The 17,695-nt window shown below is 64.1% G+C and carries 18 protein-coding genes; 9 read left to right on the forward strand and 9 right to left on the reverse strand.

Annotated elements, in window-relative coordinates; translation table 11 throughout:
- Window positions 1-14 precede the first annotated feature (14 nt).
- Window positions 15-278 carry a 30S ribosomal protein S20 gene (rpsT, locus tag ACODTA_RS10760; RefSeq protein WP_489065906.1) on the forward strand — a complete coding sequence of 88 codons (264 nt, stop codon included), beginning with the start codon at window positions 15-17 and terminating at the stop codon, window positions 276-278.
- 391 nt (window positions 279-669) lie between these two features.
- Complete coding sequence (dnaA, locus tag ACODTA_RS10765) at window positions 670-2,070, forward strand: chromosomal replication initiator protein DnaA (RefSeq protein WP_489065907.1); 1,401 nt, start codon at window positions 670-672, stop codon at window positions 2,068-2,070.
- Between the two features lie 101 nt (window positions 2,071-2,171).
- On the opposite strand, the gene ACODTA_RS10770 is transcribed toward dnaA, so the two are convergent.
- The 5 genes from ACODTA_RS10770 to secB all read right to left on the reverse strand — a co-directional run bounded on the left by ACODTA_RS10770 (window position 2,172) and on the right by secB (window position 7,909).
- Window positions 2,172-2,825: a DUF4136 domain-containing protein gene (locus ACODTA_RS10770; protein ID WP_489065908.1), complete on the reverse strand. Its 654-nt coding sequence runs from the start codon at window positions 2,823-2,825 to the stop codon at window positions 2,172-2,174.
- Window positions 2,826-2,955: 130 nt separating this feature from the next.
- Window positions 2,956-3,954, reverse strand: coding sequence for a tryptophan--tRNA ligase (gene trpS, locus ACODTA_RS10775; protein ID WP_489065909.1), 999 nt, complete (start codon window positions 3,952-3,954; stop codon window positions 2,956-2,958).
- Window positions 3,955-4,063: 109 nt separating this feature from the next.
- On the reverse strand, window positions 4,064-5,710 hold the full coding sequence (locus tag ACODTA_RS10780; RefSeq protein ID WP_489065910.1) for a hypothetical protein: 1,647 nt from the start codon (window positions 5,708-5,710) through the stop codon (window positions 4,064-4,066).
- A gap of 108 nt (window positions 5,711-5,818) precedes the next feature.
- Entirely contained in the window at window positions 5,819-7,372 is a 1,554-nt protein-coding gene (gene murJ, locus ACODTA_RS10785; RefSeq protein WP_489065911.1) for a murein biosynthesis integral membrane protein MurJ, read from the reverse strand.
- Window positions 7,373-7,396: 24 nt separating this feature from the next.
- Window positions 7,397-7,909: a protein-export chaperone SecB gene (secB, locus tag ACODTA_RS10790; RefSeq protein ID WP_489065912.1), complete on the reverse strand. Its 513-nt coding sequence runs from the start codon at window positions 7,907-7,909 to the stop codon at window positions 7,397-7,399.
- Between the two features lie 160 nt (window positions 7,910-8,069).
- Between secB and ACODTA_RS10795 the strand changes: the two genes are divergently transcribed.
- The 4 genes from ACODTA_RS10795 (at window position 8,070) to ACODTA_RS10810 (ending at window position 12,323) form a co-directional block, all read left to right on the forward strand.
- Complete coding sequence (locus ACODTA_RS10795) at window positions 8,070-8,723, forward strand: Tim44/TimA family putative adaptor protein (protein WP_489065913.1); 654 nt, start codon at window positions 8,070-8,072, stop codon at window positions 8,721-8,723.
- A 2-nt stretch (window positions 8,724-8,725) separates the two neighbouring features.
- Window positions 8,726-10,024 (forward strand): murein transglycosylase A, encoded by a 1,299-nt coding sequence (mltA, locus tag ACODTA_RS10800; protein ID WP_489065914.1) that lies wholly within the window; start codon window positions 8,726-8,728, stop codon window positions 10,022-10,024.
- The gene (locus ACODTA_RS10805; RefSeq protein ID WP_489065915.1) at window positions 9,999-10,550 is read left to right on the forward strand and encodes a Smr/MutS family protein; all 552 of its coding nucleotides are present in this window, start codon (window positions 9,999-10,001) and stop codon (window positions 10,548-10,550) included. The genes mltA and ACODTA_RS10805 overlap by 26 nt, the downstream gene beginning before the upstream one ends.
- Before the next feature lie 87 nt (window positions 10,551-10,637).
- A complete protein-coding gene (locus ACODTA_RS10810; protein WP_489066198.1) occupies window positions 10,638-12,323 on the forward strand; it encodes a putative bifunctional diguanylate cyclase/phosphodiesterase in 1,686 nt (561 codons plus the stop codon).
- A gap of 7 nt (window positions 12,324-12,330) precedes the next feature.
- Here the strand turns inward: ACODTA_RS10810 and dapE are convergent, their stop codons facing one another.
- Entirely contained in the window at window positions 12,331-13,467 is a 1,137-nt protein-coding gene (gene dapE, locus ACODTA_RS10815) for a succinyl-diaminopimelate desuccinylase (RefSeq protein ID WP_489065916.1), read from the reverse strand.
- A gap of 47 nt (window positions 13,468-13,514) precedes the next feature.
- Here dapE and ACODTA_RS10820 point away from each other — a divergent pair, with 47 nt between their 5' ends.
- Complete coding sequence (locus tag ACODTA_RS10820) at window positions 13,515-13,964, forward strand: cupin domain-containing protein (protein ID WP_489065917.1); 450 nt, start codon at window positions 13,515-13,517, stop codon at window positions 13,962-13,964.
- 23 nt (window positions 13,965-13,987) lie between these two features.
- Here ACODTA_RS10820 and ACODTA_RS10825 read toward each other — a convergent pair whose 3' ends face one another.
- Window positions 13,988-14,467 carry an Lrp/AsnC family transcriptional regulator gene (locus ACODTA_RS10825; protein ID WP_489065918.1) on the reverse strand — a complete coding sequence of 160 codons (480 nt, stop codon included), beginning with the start codon at window positions 14,465-14,467 and terminating at the stop codon, window positions 13,988-13,990.
- 96 nt (window positions 14,468-14,563) lie between these two features.
- Between ACODTA_RS10825 and ACODTA_RS10830 the strand changes: the two genes are divergently transcribed.
- Entirely contained in the window at window positions 14,564-15,532 is a 969-nt protein-coding gene (locus ACODTA_RS10830) for a threonine ammonia-lyase (RefSeq protein ID WP_489065919.1), read from the forward strand.
- Window positions 15,529-15,888 carry a VOC family protein gene (locus tag ACODTA_RS10835; RefSeq protein WP_489065920.1) on the forward strand — a complete coding sequence of 120 codons (360 nt, stop codon included), beginning with the start codon at window positions 15,529-15,531 and terminating at the stop codon, window positions 15,886-15,888. Before ACODTA_RS10830 ends, ACODTA_RS10835 begins: the two co-directional genes overlap by 4 nt.
- 5 nt (window positions 15,889-15,893) lie before the next feature.
- Here the strand turns inward: ACODTA_RS10835 and ACODTA_RS10840 are convergent, their stop codons facing one another.
- Both ACODTA_RS10840 and rpoH read right to left on the reverse strand, forming a co-directional pair.
- On the reverse strand, window positions 15,894-16,562 hold the full coding sequence (locus ACODTA_RS10840) for a glutathione S-transferase family protein (RefSeq protein ID WP_222989924.1): 669 nt from the start codon (window positions 16,560-16,562) through the stop codon (window positions 15,894-15,896).
- 174 nt (window positions 16,563-16,736) lie between these two features.
- Window positions 16,737-17,645 (reverse strand): RNA polymerase sigma factor RpoH, encoded by a 909-nt coding sequence (gene rpoH, locus ACODTA_RS10845; protein ID WP_489066199.1) that lies wholly within the window; start codon window positions 17,643-17,645, stop codon window positions 16,737-16,739.
- Window positions 17,646-17,695 lie beyond the last annotated feature (50 nt).

Consider the following 17,695-nt stretch of genomic DNA (forward strand, 5'->3'; position numbering starts at 1 on the left):
AGAGGCACCAAAGAATGGCGAACACGCCGCAGGCAAAGAAGCGCATCCGCCGCAACGAGCGTCGCGCCGAGATCAACGGCAATCGCATTGGCCGTATCCGCACCTTCGTGAAGAAGGTGGAAGCCGCGCTCGAAGCCGGCAAGAAGGATGACGCAGCCACCGCGCTCGCCGCCGTGCAGCCCGAACTGGCCCGTGGTGTCGCCAAGGGCGTGCTTCACAAGAATACCGCGTCGCGCAAGTTCGCGCGCCTGACGAAGCGAGTCGCCGCACTCGGCTGAGTCGTTTCGAGTTTCAGAGTTTGGAGCCCGTCGGCAGCTTTGCCGGCGGGCTTTTTTCATTTTTCTGTCACGCGATTGTAACCTCAGCTTTTCCCGCGATTCGCGATGGTTACGATTCGGCATCGATTATAAAATCTTTTAAAAACAACAATTTACTAGATATCGCGGATTTCCGCCGTCAAGCATCTTTATTTCAAATTTTTGACATGGCCGGCCTTGATCCCGAACCCAGTCCGTCTCACAAAACCCCTCTTGCCGGCGATCGAATCGGTTGCCGGAACAGCACACCTTAGCGTTTCCGCGCCGCGACCAGTTGTTCCGGCCGTGGGATCGCTGTGCGGGCGAACTAGCGGGGGGGCTGCCCGCGTGAAAGGGTGAGGGTTCAAGCATAATGGCGTTGGGAGGCGATGGACTGGCGGTGGAAGGCACGACGCTTGCTCAGGCGTGGGAAGCCGTCCGGACAGGCCTGCGCCGGGATTGCGGCGCGCGTACCTTCGATCATTGGCTGAAGCCGATCGGGCTCGGCCGTTTCCGTGCCGCGGACGCGACCGTGGAACTGGTCCTCCCTTCGGCGTTCATGGCACGCTGGGTCGAGTCGCATTTCTCCGAACGTCTGGCATTGGCATGGCGCGCAGCGAATTGCGGCGTCCGTGCTGTCGAGATCGTCGCCGGAGAGGGCGAGTCTCGCGCCGTCTACGCCGCGCCGGTCGAAGTCCCTGCCGACGAGGCGCCCGTGGCTGCGGAAGCGGCCGGTGCTGCTCCGGCATCCAGCAGCCTGCTCGATCCGCGCTTCACCTTCGACACTTTCGTCGCCGGCGAAGCCAATGCGCTTGCCGCGAACGCGGCGCGGATGCTGGGAGAGGGCGGAGCGGTGCTCTTCAATCCGCTGTTCATCCATGGCGGCACCGGGCAGGGCAAGACCCACCTGATGCACGCGATCGGCCATGCCTTTCGCAACCATAACCCCCAGGCGAACATACTCTATATGTCCGCCGAGAAGTTCATGGTCGAATTCGTTTCGGCGATGCGCGCCAAGGATACGCTGGGTTTCAAGGCGCGGTTGCGTTCGGCCGACCTGCTCATGATCGACGATATCCAGTTCATCGCGGGCAAGGGATCGACGCAGGAGGAGTTCCTCCACACCGTCAACGAGATCATGACAAGTGGGCGCCGGCTGGTGATCGGCGCGGATCGTTCGCCGCAGGCGCTCGAGGGCGTCGAAGGCCGCATCCTGTCGCGTCTGTCGATGGGACTGGTCGCGGACATCAAGCCCGCCGATCATGCGCTTCGGCTCGCGATCCTGCAGCGCAAGGCGGCGACCGTTCAGGGCGTCACCATCCCCGAGGATGTGATCGAGATGCTGGCGCATCGGATCGCGAGCAACATCCGCGAGATGGAAGGCGCGCTCAACCGCGTCGTGGCCTATGGCCAGCTTAACGGCAGGCCGATCGATATCGAGTTCGCGCAGGAAGTGCTGGCCGACGTGCTTCAGGCCAGCCAGCGCCGCGTGACGATCGACGAGATCCAGCGCCGGGTATGCGCGCATTTCAACATCCGCCAGAACGACATGGTGTCCGCGCGTCGCGCGCGCGCCGTCGCGCGCCCGCGCCAGATCGCCATGTATCTGGCGAAGCGGATGACGCCACGTTCGCTGCCTGAGATCGGCCGCAAATTCGGCGGCCGCGACCATACGACGGTGATCTATGCAGTCCGCCAGATCGAGAAGCTGCGCGAAAGCGATATCGATATCGACAAGGATGTCCGCGCGCTGATCCGCGAACTGGAAAGCTGACAAAGCGGCCCATATCGGGCCTCGCTTTCCCGGCAACGAAAAAGGGCGTCATGCCGGATTGGCATGACGCCCTTTTTTCGGGCTGCAGCGGGAGGGGCCGATCAGCTCTTGGGTGGCGGCGGAACGGTGATGCGCATCGTCTCGCCCGAATTGCCGGGGAAGCCCGTGAACATCGCCTCGACCAGATTGGGCACGAGATAGGTCAGGTCGTCGCTGCGCGACTGCGCCTTGGCCTCTCCTTCGAACACGCGTTCGCCGGTGCGGCGCTCGATCACCATGTCGAGATCGGCGGTGAAGACCGTGTAGCTTTCGACATCGTTATAGCCATAGCCGCCGAACAGGAACGGATCATGGAAGCCGTAGATGAAGCCGCCGCGGCCCCAGCGGCGATAGGGGCCCCAGAAGAAGGGGTCGCGATTCCAGCCCGCCCCATAGCTGAAGGGTGAACTGCGGATCTTCTCGCGGCCCTTGTCGACGCCATAGTCGAGTTTCACCAGCAGGCTGGCGCTGGCTGGCGATTCCGCGCGGACATAGCCCTGATCGGCCAGCCGCGCTTCGACGAGGCGTGCATATTGAGCGAATTCCAGGCTGCCCTGCAAAGCAGGGTCGCGCGCGACGACCGCGAAGCTCTGGCCCTGCGGTGCCGGCATTTGCTGGAAACGGGTGACGTTGGACGTCAGCCCGGTGGCGCAGCCACCAAGCGCGATCAGGGCGATCGGTGCGGCGGCCAGCGCGATTTTACGGACGATAGACATGACCTTGACCCTTCGGGGTGAAACCATTCGATGTTTCAGTGACGTAGACGTTTATGTCAAACCGCATGAATAGCGATTGAACGCACCGCTGATCGATGAGGTTGCACGCTTCGTCCACCTTGGCCAGCGATTATCGTCCCCTGACCAGGCCCAGCGCATCATAGGCGGCGTCGAGCGTCGGTTGCGCCAATGTCCGCGCCTTCTGGGCGCCAAGCGCCAGATAGGAATCGAGCTGCGCCGTATCCGCGCGCAGCTCGTTATAGCGGGCGGTGATCGGGCCCAGGACCGAGACCATCAGATCGGCGAGCGCCGGCTTGAACTGGCCGAAGCCCTGGCCCGCATATTGGGCGAGCACGGCATCCGGCGTCTTGTCCGCCAGCGTTGCGTAGATGTTGACGAGATTGCGCGCTTCCGGGCGGCCTTCCAGCGCCTCCTCATTGTCGGGCAGGGGCTCCGGATCGGTCTTGGCCTTGCGGATCTTCTGGGCGATCGTGTCGGTATCGTCGGCCAGGTTGATGCGGCTCATGTCCGACGGGTCGGACTTGGACATCTTGGCGGTGCCATCGCGCAGCGACATGATCCGCGCCGCCGTCTTGGGAATATAGGCGTCGGGAATGGTGAACACCTCTCGCCCGAAATCCTGGTTGAACTTGATCGCGATGTCGCGGGTCAGTTCCAGATGCTGGCGCTGATCCTCGCCCACCGGCACGTGGGTGGACTGATACAGCAGGATGTCCGCCGCCTGGAGCACGGGATAGACATAGAGCGCGGCACTCGCGCTCTCGCGATTCTTACCCGATTTTTCCTTGAACTGGGTCATGCGGTTGAGCCAGCCGATCCGAGCGGTGCCATTGAGCAGCCAGGCGAGTTCGGGATGGGCCGGCACCTGCGCCTGGTTGAAAAGGATCGACCGGTTCGGATCGATGCCCGATGCGATCAGCGCCGCCGCCATGTCGCGCGTGTTGCGCGTCAGTTCAGCAGGATCGTTGTGGATCGAGATCGCATGAAGATCGGCGAGGAAATAAAGGCATTCGGCCTCGTCCTGCATCTTCACCCAATTCTTGATCGCGCCCAGGTAATTGCCGAGGTGGAGGTTTCCGGTGGTCTGGATTCCAGAAAGGACGCGCATCGATTGCTCTTCATGGCTGAGGCACGGGCTGCCGCCCGGCCGTTGACGGAGTGACGCTGGCGATGCCCGCGTGGAGGGCGATGTGCAAGCGTGGCGTTGCCGGCAGCGATCAAATTGCTGAAAGGCGGGGCGTCAATTCGTCGATGACCGCGCCGACCGGCACGATGCGCCAGCGCTCGCTTTCCAGCTCGGGCGGCAAGGCGTCGCTTTTCAGCAGGCGTATGTTGAGCTGCCCTTCATGGCCCATGGGCTGTTCTCCGACGACCTGTCCGCCCCACGACGTCGTTCGGGTGGTGCGGACGACTGTCCGGCGCGCCAGGATCAGGATGCTGTCATAGCCTTCCTGCCGCGCGAAGCTGGCCGCGCTCAGAAGCACCAGTTCCTCGACGGTGGCGGCGCTGGCGAGATTGTGCGTGAACCGGATGGTCCAGCAATCGGGCTCCTCCATGCGGCGGCGCGAAAAGCCATTGTCGCTCAGGAAATATCCATCCCCGGCCCGTTTGAAGCGCGGCTGCATCGCCGGGGTTTCGGGGCGGGGCAGTGAATCACGGAACGTGCCCAGATCCAGCTTGAGCTCCGAGAGGCGCAACCGGTCCATCTCGGCCAATATCCCGTTCACGACGCTCTGGCGCTCTGCCACGCCGCCGGGATCGGTGACCTTGAGTTGCATGATCAAATCGGCGAACACCGGAACCTTGCCCTTGGGCAGCTTCTCCGCTTCGGTGAAGAAACGCTCGGGCGTCCAGCTCGCGGCGTCCTTGCGAAACTGTATGAGGTTCCTCCACAGGTCCAGGGCGACGCGTCCGCTTTCTCCATATTGTTTGCGCCGATCGAAATCGATGATCTTGGATTTGGAGAGCTTCACACCCTCTGGCGGAGTCGGGGGAGGGGCCATCGCTTCCACGAGATCCTGATCCGCGTCGGCCAGCACCTTGGCCGCGGCAGCCTCCCGGCCTGCGGCGATCAACGTATAGGCATAGTTCCCCGCGATTTCCGCCCGTGCCTTGATCAATTCATATTGCAGCATGGCTTCGCCATCGATGGTCCATCCGCCACGGCTGCGTGGAAGATCGAACGACAATCCGCCGCCGATCGCCGCGGCGTCGCTCAGTCGGTTGGCCCAGACCGCATATTGGAAGATGCTGAAAAGCTTGCCGGGAGAATAGCGCGCGTCGGCCTTGAGCATGGCGAGGTGCGCGTCCAGGCCGTTGTCGATCCGAAGTCTCAGGAAATCCGCCAGTGCACGGACGGAGGACGCATAGGGCCGGGCCTTGTCGATCGCCGCGATTTCCTGTTTCGCCTCGTCCTTGCGATCGAGATTGATGAGGGCGAAGCCGCGCACGGCATGGTTGCCGATGCCGATTGTCTCGCGGCGATGACGATCTTCGCCGATCAGCGCGTCCGATAGCGACAGTGTCGCAAGCGCCGCGTCCGGAGCCGAGCTCGCGATCTGGTGAACCGCCTTGGATTGCAGCAGATGCGCCCGGCGCAAACTATAGTCGGGAAGCAGGAGAGGGTCCGCCAGGGCTTTGTCGCAGGAGTCCGCCCCGCTAGGACCGATGCCGACCTTTTCGCTGCGCCGAATGTCGCCATTCTGGCTTGCCAGCCCGAACAGGAGGCTGACTGTCGTCATGCCGTCGCTCTTCTTGTTTGGTGCCGGATATCCGTCGCAGGACGGAAAATCCTGCGGGGATGCCCAGGCCGCCGTGGCGGCCGATAGCGCGAACGCCGACAGGCTCGCACGCAGGATTTTCATTCTTTCCCCCGAAATTTCGGGAGATGCCTAGGTGTTGCCTGGAATCATGACAATGATTCGTATCAAGTAAAACATCCGAAACGGTGCGAATTTCGGCGGGGCAAGCGGCTATAGTTTTTTCCGGCGCAACAGCAGCATGATAGCGTTGCGATCGATGCCGCCGACAATGAACGCGGTGACGAAATAGACCAGGCCGCCAACACTGCAGAGCGCGCCGACACCGATCAGCCGCTGGCCGATCGATCCGGAGAACCAGTCGCCCAGCAGCGAACGGGTGCCCCAGAGCGCGGCCGCCATGACGAGGCCCGACAGCAATTGCCGGCCGATCCGGCTCCACAGCCAGCCCTCGATACGGAAATGCCCGCGCCGGCTGAGGATGACGTAGAGCATGATCGCGTTGAGCCAGGAGCAGGCGGAGATCGCGATGGCGAGGCCATAGATGCCGAAGGGGGGGATCAGCGCGAAATTGAGGACGACATTGGCGATCAGTACGATCGCCGCGGTCTTGACCGGGGTCTTGGTGTCCTTGCGCGCATAGAAACCGGGCGTGATGACCTTGACCAGCACATAGGCGGGCAGGCCCGAGGCGATCAGTGCGAGGACATTGCCGGTTACCATCGCGTCATAAGCGGTGAAACGACCGCCCTGGAAAAGCGCGGCGACGAGCGGCGGCGCGGCGACGCCGAGCGCGATCGCGGCCGGCAGGCAGAGCAGCATCGAAAGATCGACGGCCTGGCCCTGGACCTTGGCCGCCTCGGCCGGATTATCCTGACTGATGAAGCGGCTGATATGCGGCAGTATCGCGGTGCCCAGCGCGGTGCCGATCACCGACAGCGGCAACTGGTTCAGCCGGTCCGAATAATTGAGATAGCTCATCGATCCTTCGGGAAGCCGCGTGGCGAAGAAGGTGTCGATGAGCTGGCTGATCTGATAGACGCCCGCGCCGAGCGTCGCAGGGATCACGACGACGAAGAATTGCCGGACGTCGGGCGTCATTTTCGGGCGGCGCAGGCTCAGGGAGACGCCGGCCTTGCGGGCGCTGTTCCACAGCAGCAGCAATTGCAGAACGCCGCCTGCGGTGACGCCGACGGCAAGCGCGGTAGCGCTCCGTTCACCGCCGGTGGGCACCACGAGCAGCGCGATCAACATGGCGACGTTGAGCAGGGCGGGGGCGAATGCGGCGGCCGCGAACTTGGTCAGCGAATTGAGGATGCCCGAGAAGAAGGACACCAGGCTGATCAGCAACAGATAGGGAAAGGTGATCCGGCTGAGGAACACCGTCAGCGTAAACTTCTGCGGTTCGTCGGCATAGCCGGATGCGATCGCCCAGACGAACAGCGGCATCGCCACTTCGAAGATCGCCGTGAAGACGAGGAGCGCGGGGACGAAAAAGGCCAGCACCTCTTCCGAGAAGCGCTTGGCGTCTTCCATCCCGCCGGGGCCGTGGAAACGCTGGCTGAACAGCGGCACGAAACCGGCGGAGAAGGCGCCTTCGCCGAACAGCCGGCGAAAGGTATTGGGCAGGCGAAAGGCGACCAGGAAGGCGTCGGCCGCGCCGCTCGCCCCCATGATGCGCGACATCAGCATTTCGCGCGCGAAGCCGAAGACGCGGCTGACCATAGTCAGCCCGCCGATCGTGCCCATCGATTTGAGGAGGTTCATTTCATGCTCCTCCCTTGGCCCGGATCAGGCCTGACCGCCGGTTTCCACGGTGGCGAGGTCCGCCTGCGCCTGGACCTGGCTCATGTAGAGGCCGCCGAAATCGATCGGCTCCAGCATCAGCGGCGGGAAGCCGCCGTCGCGCACGGCGTCGGCAAGGACACGGCGAGCGAAGGGGAACAGGATGCGGGGGGCTTCGGCGAGCAGGAAGGGCTGAAGCTGTTCGTCGGGAATGTTGCGCAGCCCGAAGAGGCCGGCATAGGCGAGTTCGACCTGGAAGGCGACCTGGCCGTCCTCGGCCTCGGCGCGCGCGTCGATTTTCAGGACGACTTCATGGACGTCCTCGCCGACCTGATTGGCGCCGATGTTGAACTGAATGTCGATCTTGGGCTGGCCGGGCCACTGATAGACCGCCGGCGAATTGGGGTTCTCGAACGAGAAATCCTTCACATATTGCGAAATGACGCCAACCTGGGGGAGGGTGTCCTCGCCGTTCGCCAGCGGCTCGTTCTGGTTGATCGCGCCTTCTTCTTCGGCCATGTCCCGATAGTCCTCGATACCTTGAAAAGATGTCGCGCGCGCTAGCAGGCGCCGTTGCCAAGGGCAATGCCGGCTGGTGCGGAACCGCATTGTTGGACGATGATTTGAAACGTACGCGGCAAGCGCCTATGTAGAGGGGCGACGCGCGATCGGAGGTTTTGTGGTAACGGTTGTAATTCTTGCCTTGGTAACGCTTTTCCTGGCTTTCAGGCTCTATGCCGTGCTGGGCAAGCGGACCGGCCATGAGCAGCAGCCGCTGCCGCGCACCGCCGACGAGCGTATCGCGCCAGCCCGGCCGAGTACGCCTGTTCCCGATATCAGCCCCGAAGCACGTGCCGTCGGCGATCCTTCGGTTGGCCCGGCCGCGATCCGTGGCGTCCGCGCGATCGCCGGCATCGATCCCCAGTTCGATCCCGCTCGTTTCGTCGAGGGCGCGAAGGCCGCCTACCGCATGGTGCTGGAAGCCTATTGGTCGGGTGACGAGGCGACGCTCGCCGAACTCGTCGGCGATGATGTCCGCGCCGCCTTTGTCGAGGCGATCGCCGATCGCAAGGCAGCCGGCCAGGTGCTCGACAACCGGCTGGTCACCATCGAGAACGCGATGATCTCCGATGCCGAGGTGCAGGGCCAGACCGCCTATGTCACTGTCCGCTTCGACGCCGATATCGCGGCGGTGACGCGTGATCTGGAGGGCAATGTCGTTGCCGGTTCGCTGAGCGACGCGGTTCCCACTCACGATGTCTGGACGTTCAGCCGCAACCTGCGCTCGAACGACCCCAACTGGATCCTGACCGACACCGACGAGGCGTCCTGATCATGGCGCTCTGGCGGGGGGCGGCGACTTCAGTCGCCGTGTTGACGCTTGCCGCCTGTTCGGGGGCGATTGTTCCGCCATCGGCGAATGCGCCCGCGCGACCGCAGCCGGCCCGGCCATCGGTTCAGCCGGAGCAACCCGAGCGGGCGGCGCGGCCTCAACCGGCGACGCCCGTCGCCGCGGTGCCTGCCACGCCGCCGCCCGCCGACGCGGTCAACGCCCGCACCCAGGGCGTCGTTGCCGGCATACCGATCGCGAAGCTGGAAATTGGTGATGCTCAGGCACGCCGGGCGCTTGCCGCTTTCCGCATTTCCTGCCCCTCCGTACAGCGCCGCACGGACACGAGCGGATTGACGCGGGGCAGCGACTGGGCACCGGCCTGCACGGCGGCGGCGAACTGGCCGGACAGTGATGCCGCCGGCTTTTTCCGGCGTAATTTCGAAACGGCACAGATCGGTACCGGCGCGGCGCACGCGACTGGATATTTCGAGCCGGAAATTCGTGGTTCTCGCGAGAAACGGCCCGGCTATCAGGTGCCGGTCTATCGCCGTCCGCCCGATCTGATCGATGTCGATCTCGGACAGTTCAACGATGCGTTGAAGGGCAAGCGCATCCGCGGACGCGTCGATCGTAGCAATTTCGTGCCTTATTATGATCGCACCCAGATCGAGGAAGGTGCGCTTGCCGGGCGCGGGCTGGAAATCGCCTGGGCAGCCGATGCCGTCGAATTCTTCTTTCTGCAGATCCAGGGTTCCGGCCGCCTGATGCTGCCCGATGGCGGTGTGATGCGCATCGGCTATGATAACCAGAATGGCCGTGACTATACCGGCATCGGCAAGCTGCTGATCGATCGTGGCGAGATCGCGCGTGGCCAGGGATCGATGCAGGGCATCATGGCGTATCTGCGCGCCGATCCGGTCAAGGGTCAGGCGGCGATGCGCGAGAACAAGAGCTTCGTCTTCTTCCGTGAGTTGACCGGAGCAGGGCCGCTGGGCTCGCTGGGCCTGCCGGTGACGGGCCGCGCGACGGTGGCCGCCGATCCGGTCTTCGTGCCGCTCGGGGCACCGGTGTTCCTGTCGCTGGACCGGGCGGAAACTGCGGGGGTCTGGGTAGCGCAGGATACGGGCGGGGCCATCAAGGGCGCCAATCGCTTCGACACATTCTGGGGCGCCGGCGCCGATGCCCGCGCCATTGCCGGCGGCATGTCGGGCCGTGGAACGGCTTTCCTGCTGCTGCCAATCGGCACGCTGGCGCGGCTTGCGGAGGCGACGCCAGGTGGCGGGACGACGCCTCGACGCTGAGGAGCGTGCGCTATGGGCGCGCGTGATCGCAAGCGTGACGCCGATCTCCGGACGGACCGAGACCGCCGCACCGGTTGAATCGGCGGCCGCGATGGCGCCCGCACGCCGCAAGGCTGCACCCATCGAACGCAGCGCCGTCGCGGCCGTGCCGCCGCCTGCCGGAAGCGCTGTCGCCTCGTCGGCCAATACGCTCGACGGAGGTTGGGACCGACGATTGCGGCGCGGCGTGATCGATCCGGACATGACCGTCGACCTGCATGGCCATACGCTCGATTCCGCGTGGCGCATGCTCGATTCAAGCCTGGCGCGGGCGATCGCCGGGGGCACGCGGGTGATCTTGCTGGTGACAGGCAAGCCGCCGCGCGGCGACCGGCGCGGGCGCGGCGCGATCCGTGGCGCCGTGGGCGACTGGCTGGCCTCATCACGTCATGCCCGTCGTATCGCGGCGGTGCGCAATGCGCATCCGCGTCATGGCGGCACCGGCGCGCTCTACATCATCCTCAAACGCGACCGCCTAACATCGTAAAGCTGATCTTTACGGATTTGTGGGAGAAAAAATTAATCCAGATGGCTGGATTGGGGACACCTCAGTGTCGCGCAGCGTGGGAGCATGATGGAAGGGATTTCGCTCAAGAGCCGGGCCATTGCATTCGCGATGTGCGTGGGCGCGGGATCCTTCATCCTGTCGATCATCGCGGGTGGCACCGGCGCGATGAACGGGCCGAGTGGTAGCGCGGCCGCCGCGAACGCGCTGGTGGTCGCCATCGTTTGCGCCGCGATGAGCTGGGCGTCGGCCGATCGCGCGCTCGCATCCGTCGCCGCGGCGGTCGACAGCGCGATCAAGCGGCTCGCCCAGGCGGCGCACGGCGATTTCGAAACGCGGACCCCTGCCGAGGTCAGGGAATTCCTGCCCGAACTGGCCGACAGCATGGATGCGCTGTTCACCGAGACGCGCTCGACATTCGACAGCATCCACAATCTGGCGATGTACGATCCGGTGACGACGCTGGCGAACCGCACCAATTTCCGGCGCGACGTCGAACGGATCCTGGCCGAACTGCCGGCGGATGCGCGCTCGGCGCTGCTTTTCGTCGATCTCGACAACTTCAAATCGGTGAATGACTCGCTCGGCCATGCGCATGGCGATCAGTTGCTCGCGAAGGTCGCGAACCGGTTGCGCGCGGTGATCAACGCGGAGGAGCTAACGGGCAGGGGCGGGACCGGGCGGGTCGGGCGGCTCGCCGGCGACGAATTCACGATGTTCCTGCCCGACATCGCATCGACCGAGGATGGACAGCGCGTCGCGCAGCGCATCCTTTATGCGTTGGGCGAAGACATCGATCTGTCAGGGCATTCGATCCGTGTCGGCGCGTCGATCGGCCTTGCCTTCCATCCCGATCACGGCCGTTCGCTGACGACGTTGATGAAGGCGGCGGATGTCGCCATGTATCACGCCAAGGCGTGCGGGCGGGCGCAGGTGCAGACCTATACGGACTCGCTTGCCGACGCGCTCGATGTGAAGCTGCGCCTTGAGCGTGATCTGCGGCGGGCGTTGACGGAGTCGCGCTTCGAGCTGGCGTTCCAGCCCCAGGTCGAACTGGTGGGTGGCCGAACCTTGTCGGCGGAAGCGTTGCTGCGCTGGAACCACCCGGAACACGGCTTGCAATTGCCCGGCACCTTCATCGAAACCGCCGAGGAGAGCAGCCTGATCGTCGAGATCGGCGATTGGGTGATCAACGCTGTCGCCGCCACGGCCGCGCGCTGGGAGAAGCTTGGGCTCGATCAGCGGCTGGCGATCAACATCAGTCCCCGCCAGATCGAGCAGCGCGATTTCTTCATACGGTTGCGCGATCGACTGGCGCATCATGGCGCGACGCCGCGGATGCTGGAGCTCGAGATCACCGAGGGGCTCGCCATGACCTGTGGGGAGACGGTGTTCAGTGAAATGGCGGCTCTGCGCGACGAAGGCGCGTTGATCGCGATCGACGATTTCGGGACGGGCTATTCGAATTTCTCGCGCCTGCGCGATATGCCCGTCGATCAGGTGAAGCTCGATCGCAGCATGATCGCGGATGTCACCAGTTCGGAACAGGCGCGCGCGATTGTCCATGCCGTCATTGGTCTGATCCATGGGCTGGGGCATCGCGTGATCGCGGAAGGTGTGGAAACGCGCGAACAGGCGGATGTGCTGCGCGTGATCGGCTGCGACGCGGTGCAGGGCTATGCGGTCGCGATGCCGATGGCCGAGCATGAATTCCTGCGCTGGACCGATGGCGGGCGCAAGGCGCTGATCGCCTGAGGATCTGTCAGGCCGGCCCGAGCGCTCGTCTGATCACCAGCCCGAAAATGTCGGTCAGCGCCACGATATCCTGAATCGCCGCCGCTTCGTCGAGCTTGTGCATCGTCGCGTTGAGCAGGCCGAATTCGACCACGGGGCAAAGCCGCGCCAGGAAACGCGCGTCCGATGTTCCACCTGTGGTCGACAGTTCGGGCACCAGTCCCGTCACGTCGCGGATGGCGCCGGAAACGAGATCGGACAACGCGCCGGGCTTCGTCAGGAAGGCTTCGCCGGAAATCCGCGCGGTGAGTGTCGCACGTGGCGATTCCTCCTCGCAGATGGCGCGGATGCGTTCGGTCAGCGCTTCGCCGGTGTGAAGCGCATTGAAGCGGATGCTCAGTCGCGCGGTCGCCTTCGCCGGGATCACGTTGGTCGCGGGATTGCCCACCTCGATGTCGGTGATCTCGATATTGGAGGGCTGGAACCATTCGGTGCCCTGGTCGAGTTCGATCGCCTCGATACGTGAAAGGATGCGGACGAGCGGCGGGATCGGATTATCGGCCAGATGCGGATAGGCGACATGGCCCTGCGTACCGGCGACATCGATCCACATATTGACCGATCCGCGCCGGCCGATCTTGATCATGTCGCCAAGTCGCGAAACCGATGTCGGCTCGCCGACCAGGCACAGGTCTGGGTGATGACCATTGGCCGTCATCCACTTGATCAGCTCGACAGTGCCGTAGACGGCATAGCCTTCCTCGTCGCCGGTGATGATCAGGCTCAGCGTGCCGGGATGATTGGCATGGCGCGCGGCGGCGGCGACAAAGGCGGCGATCGATCCCTTCATGTCGACCGCGCCACGCCCGTAAAGCAGGTCGCCCCGAATCTCGGGCGTGAAGGGATCATTGGTCCAGCCATCGCCCGGCGGCACGACGTCCAGATGCCCCGCATAGGCGAGATGCGGTCCGCCGCTGCCGCGCACGGCGAAGAGGTTTTCGACCGGCCCGTCGGGCGCTTCACCCGCGACGAAGCGGTGGACGGAGAAGCCTGTGGCGACCAGCGCCTCTTCCAGCACATCGAAGACCACGCCGGTGGCGGGCGTGACGCTGGGGCAGGCGATCAGGCGGGTGGCGAGATCGACGGGATCGATGGACGGAATCATGCCCGGCGCCTACCGATAGTCATGCGCTTTGCATAGCGGGAGGAATGATGCCGAAGCTCGATCTGGACGCGATTCCGCAAACCAACGCCACCGGCTATCCCGCCGAGTATGCCGATGTGGTGAAGGATCGCTGGTATCGCCGCCTCGCCCCGGCGATCGGCATCGCCGATTTCGGCGCCAGCCATGTCGTGCTGAATCCGGGAGCCTGGTCGTCGCAACGGCATTGGCATGAGGGCGAGGACGAACTGGTGGTGATGATCGCTGGCGAGGCGGTGCTGGTCGACGACAATGGCCGTCATACGATGCGGGCCGGCGATATCGCGGCCTTTCCCAAGAATGACGGCAACGGCCATGTGTTGATCAACGAAAGTGCCGCCGACTGCGTTTATGTCGCGATCGGTCGGCCCGCCGCGACCGATTGCCATTATCCCGATATCGACATGCATCTGTTCGCGTCACTCGGCGAACAACGACGAAAGGACGGCCGCCAGTTCTGACAAGGGGGCGGGAGTTCGAGACGTCACTCTGCCGGCGGAAGGACCGGCACGAACAATCCGCGTTTGCCGATGCCGAGCGCGACATTGGTGGTGAAGCGGCGGACATTGGAATTGTCAGCGATCATCCGTGACATCAGCGCATCGTAGGAATCGACGTCGGGCGCGGTGATGATCAACACGAAATCGGCGCTGCCGGTCACATAATAGACTTGCTGCACCTGATCTTCGTCGGCGAACCAGCGGCGCAGTTGCGCCAGCAGTTCAGGTCGCTCACGCTCGATCTCAAGCGCGACGATGAAGAAGGTCGGCTTGCCGATCGTGGCGGGATCGACGATCGCGACCGTGGCCGCGATCGCGCCTTCCGCCTTGAGCCGGCGCAGCCGCCGCAAGGTCGCGGAGGCGGAAAGGCCGACGCGTTCACCGATCGCGTCCGCGGTGAGTTCGCCGTCGCGCTGGACGATGTCGAGGATCCTGCGATCGAAACTGTCGAGGGTGCTGCGCATGATGGCGGCACTTTAACATCCGAATTTGCCGATTTCAGGCGTTTATTGGCCATGATTCGCCGAAAGATGGCAATATCGGACGACTATCCTTCGGCCATGACCTATCCAACTGCATCCGGCATCCTTGCCGCCGTTGACCGGATCGATCCGGTCTTTCTCGATACGCCGCTCCGACGGTCCGACACGCTCGACAGATTGTTCGGTGCGGCAATCACCTTCAAGGACGAGACCGCAAATCCGATCCGTTCGTTCAAGGGACGCGGGGCAGGCGCTTTCCTGGCCGGCATGGATGCTCCACCGCCGCTGATCTGCGCGTCCGCCGGTAATTTCGGCCAGGGCCTGGCCTGGGCCGCGCGAGGCGGAGGGCTTCCGCTCATCGTCGTCGCGTCGCGCGGCATCGTCGTCGCCAAGCGTGAGGCGATGGAGCGGCTGGGTGCCGACGTACGCCTGCTGGGGCGCGATTTCGACGATGCGAAGCGGATTGCCCGGGTAATGGCTGATGAGGAAGGGCGGCTGTTCGTCGAGGACGGTGCCGAAATCGTGATCGCCGAAGGCGCCGGTACCCTGGCGCTGGAAATGACCGAACGGGCCGGGCCCTTCGATGCGATGCTGGTGCCGCTCGGCAATGGCGCGCTGGCTTCGGGCGTGGGCACATGGATGAAACACGCTTCGCCACGTACCGAGGTGGTTCTGGTGGCGGCCGAGCGGGCGCCGGCCATGGCGGAGTCGGTGCGCACGGGACGTATCGTTGAAACGCCGGAAGCACCCACCATCGCCGACGGCATCGCGGTGCGCGTTCCCGTTCCCTATGCGGTCGAATCGGTGCGCCGGATCGCAGACGACGTCGTGCTTGCGAGCGAGAATGCGATCCGTAAGGCGATGGCGCTCGTCAGGGACCATCTCGGGCTGGTTGTCGAACCCGCGGGCGTTGCAGGGCTTGCCGCGATGGTCGCCGATCCCGAACGGTGGCGCGGGCGCAGCGTCGCGATTCCGCTGTGCGGCGGCAATGTCGATCCGCCGTCACATGAAATATCAGGCCCCGTCACGGAGGATACACAGTCATGATCGACCACCTTGAGCTCAGGACGCGCGATCTGGCCGCCAGCGTTCGTTTCTATTCCGATCTGCTCGCGCCGCTGGGTTATGCGCTGAAGGTGGACGGGGTCGCCAAGGGCTTTGGCGACGGGCGCTCGCTCGACCTGTTCCTGGTGGAAGGCGATCCGGCGTCCGATGCGCATTTCGCCTTCGCCGCGCCCGATCGAGCCACCGTCGACGCCATTTATGCGGCGGGCGGCAATGCCGGCCATCGACTGGACCGGGCACCCGCGCTCGCGCCGCATATCCACCCTGACTATTACGCCGGCTATCTGCGTGATCCTGATGGCCGGCTGGTCGAATTCGTCAGCCACGCCGCCGAGTAGGCGGATCAGACACCCTGCGGGCGCTCGAACTTCTCGATCACCCAGTCCTCCTCCTGCGCGCCGGCGATCCAGTCCTGCATGAAGGGATGGGTGATCACCGCGCGCATATAGGGCTCGGCGAAGCGTGCTACGGGAAGCTGATAGGTGATGAAGCGGGTGATCACGGGCGCGAACATGATGTCCGCCGCGCCGAAATCGCCGAACAGGAAATCACCTTCTCCCCCGAAGCGAGCGCGAGCCTCTGCCCAGAGCTGCATGATGCGGACGATATCCTGCTTGACGGCGTCCGATGGTTCGCGGGCTTCGTAGATCTGGCGGATATTCATGCTGTGCTCGCGGCGAAGCGCGGCGAAGCTCGAATGCATCTCGGCCGCCATCGATCGCGCCATGGCGCGCGCGGCGGCGTCTTCGGGCCAGAAACGCTCGCGTCCCGCCTTCTCCGCGAGGTACTCGATGATCGCCAGGCTGTCCCACACCACGGCGTCGTCGTCCCACAGGATCGGCACCTTGCCCGATGACGGCGCGAACTCGTCGCCCTCGCGGCGCTGATCCCAGTCCTGATCGTAGAGCGGAACGACATTCTCTTCGAACGGCAGGCCCGACTGACGCACCGCCAGCCAGCCGCGCAGCGACCAGGAGGAATAGGCCTTGTTGCCGATGAAGAGCTTGAGCATCCATGTCCTCCGCTTCTGCCCGCCGCTGAATCACGCGACGGAGGACCGATAGAGCATCGCGTGGAAAAGTGGGAACTGGTTTTCCGTATCGGCGATGCCCTCGACAGCAGACATCGCAGAAAAAAGGTCGGCACCCAAAGGCGCCGGCCCCTTTTGTTAATAGCTCTGTGAAGCTCAGGCCGGCGCGGGCAGCAGGCCCTTGCCGCCGGCGATGCGCATCATCGCCTTTTGCAGCTTCTCGAAGGCGCGCACCTCGATCTGGCGGACGCGTTCGCGCGACACGCCATAGACCTGGCTCAACTCCTCGAGCGTCTTGGGATCCTCGGCCAGACGGCGTTCGGACAGGATGTGCTTCTCGCGATCATTGAGATCGGTCATCGCTTCCACCAGCATGGTGTGGCGAACGTCGCGTTCCTCGGCATCGGCGATGCGCTCGTCCTGCAGCGGACCTTCGTCCTGCAGCCAATCCTGCCACTGGCCGTCGCCATCCTCACGCATCGAGACATTGAGCGACGTATCGCCGCCCATCGCCATGCGCCTGTTCATGCTGGTGACGTCATCCTCGCTCACGCCGAGATCGGTTGCGATCTTGGTGACGTCCTCTGGGCGCAGATCGCCATCCTCGAACGCGTCGAGCTTGTTCTTCATCCTGCGCAGATTGAAGAACAGCTTCTTCTGCGAGGCGGTGGTGCCCATCTTCACCAGGCTCCACGAGCGCAGGATGAACTCCTGGATCGAGGCGCGGATCCACCACATCGCATAGGTGGCGAGGCGGAAGCCGCGATCGGGCTCGAATTTCTTCACGCCCTGCATCAGGCCGATATTGCCCTCGGAAATCAGTTCCGAGACGGGCAGGCCGTAGCCGCGATAGCCCATGGCGATCTTGGCCACGAGTCGCAGGTGCGACGTGACGAGTTGTGCCGCCGCTGCCGGATCCTGATGCTCCTGATAGCGCTTGGCGAGCATATATTCCTGCTCGGGCGCCAGGATCGGAAACCTCTTGATCTCAGTCAGATAGCGATTGAGGCTCTGTTCACCACCCAGAGCAGGGATCGTCGCGGGGACGTTGGTGTTGCCGGCCATGGTCTTCATTCACTCCCTTCGACCGCCCTATAGAGGCACGGTCTTTCTTG

It is taken from the genome of Sphingomonas sp. FG14 (assembly GCF_057809675.1).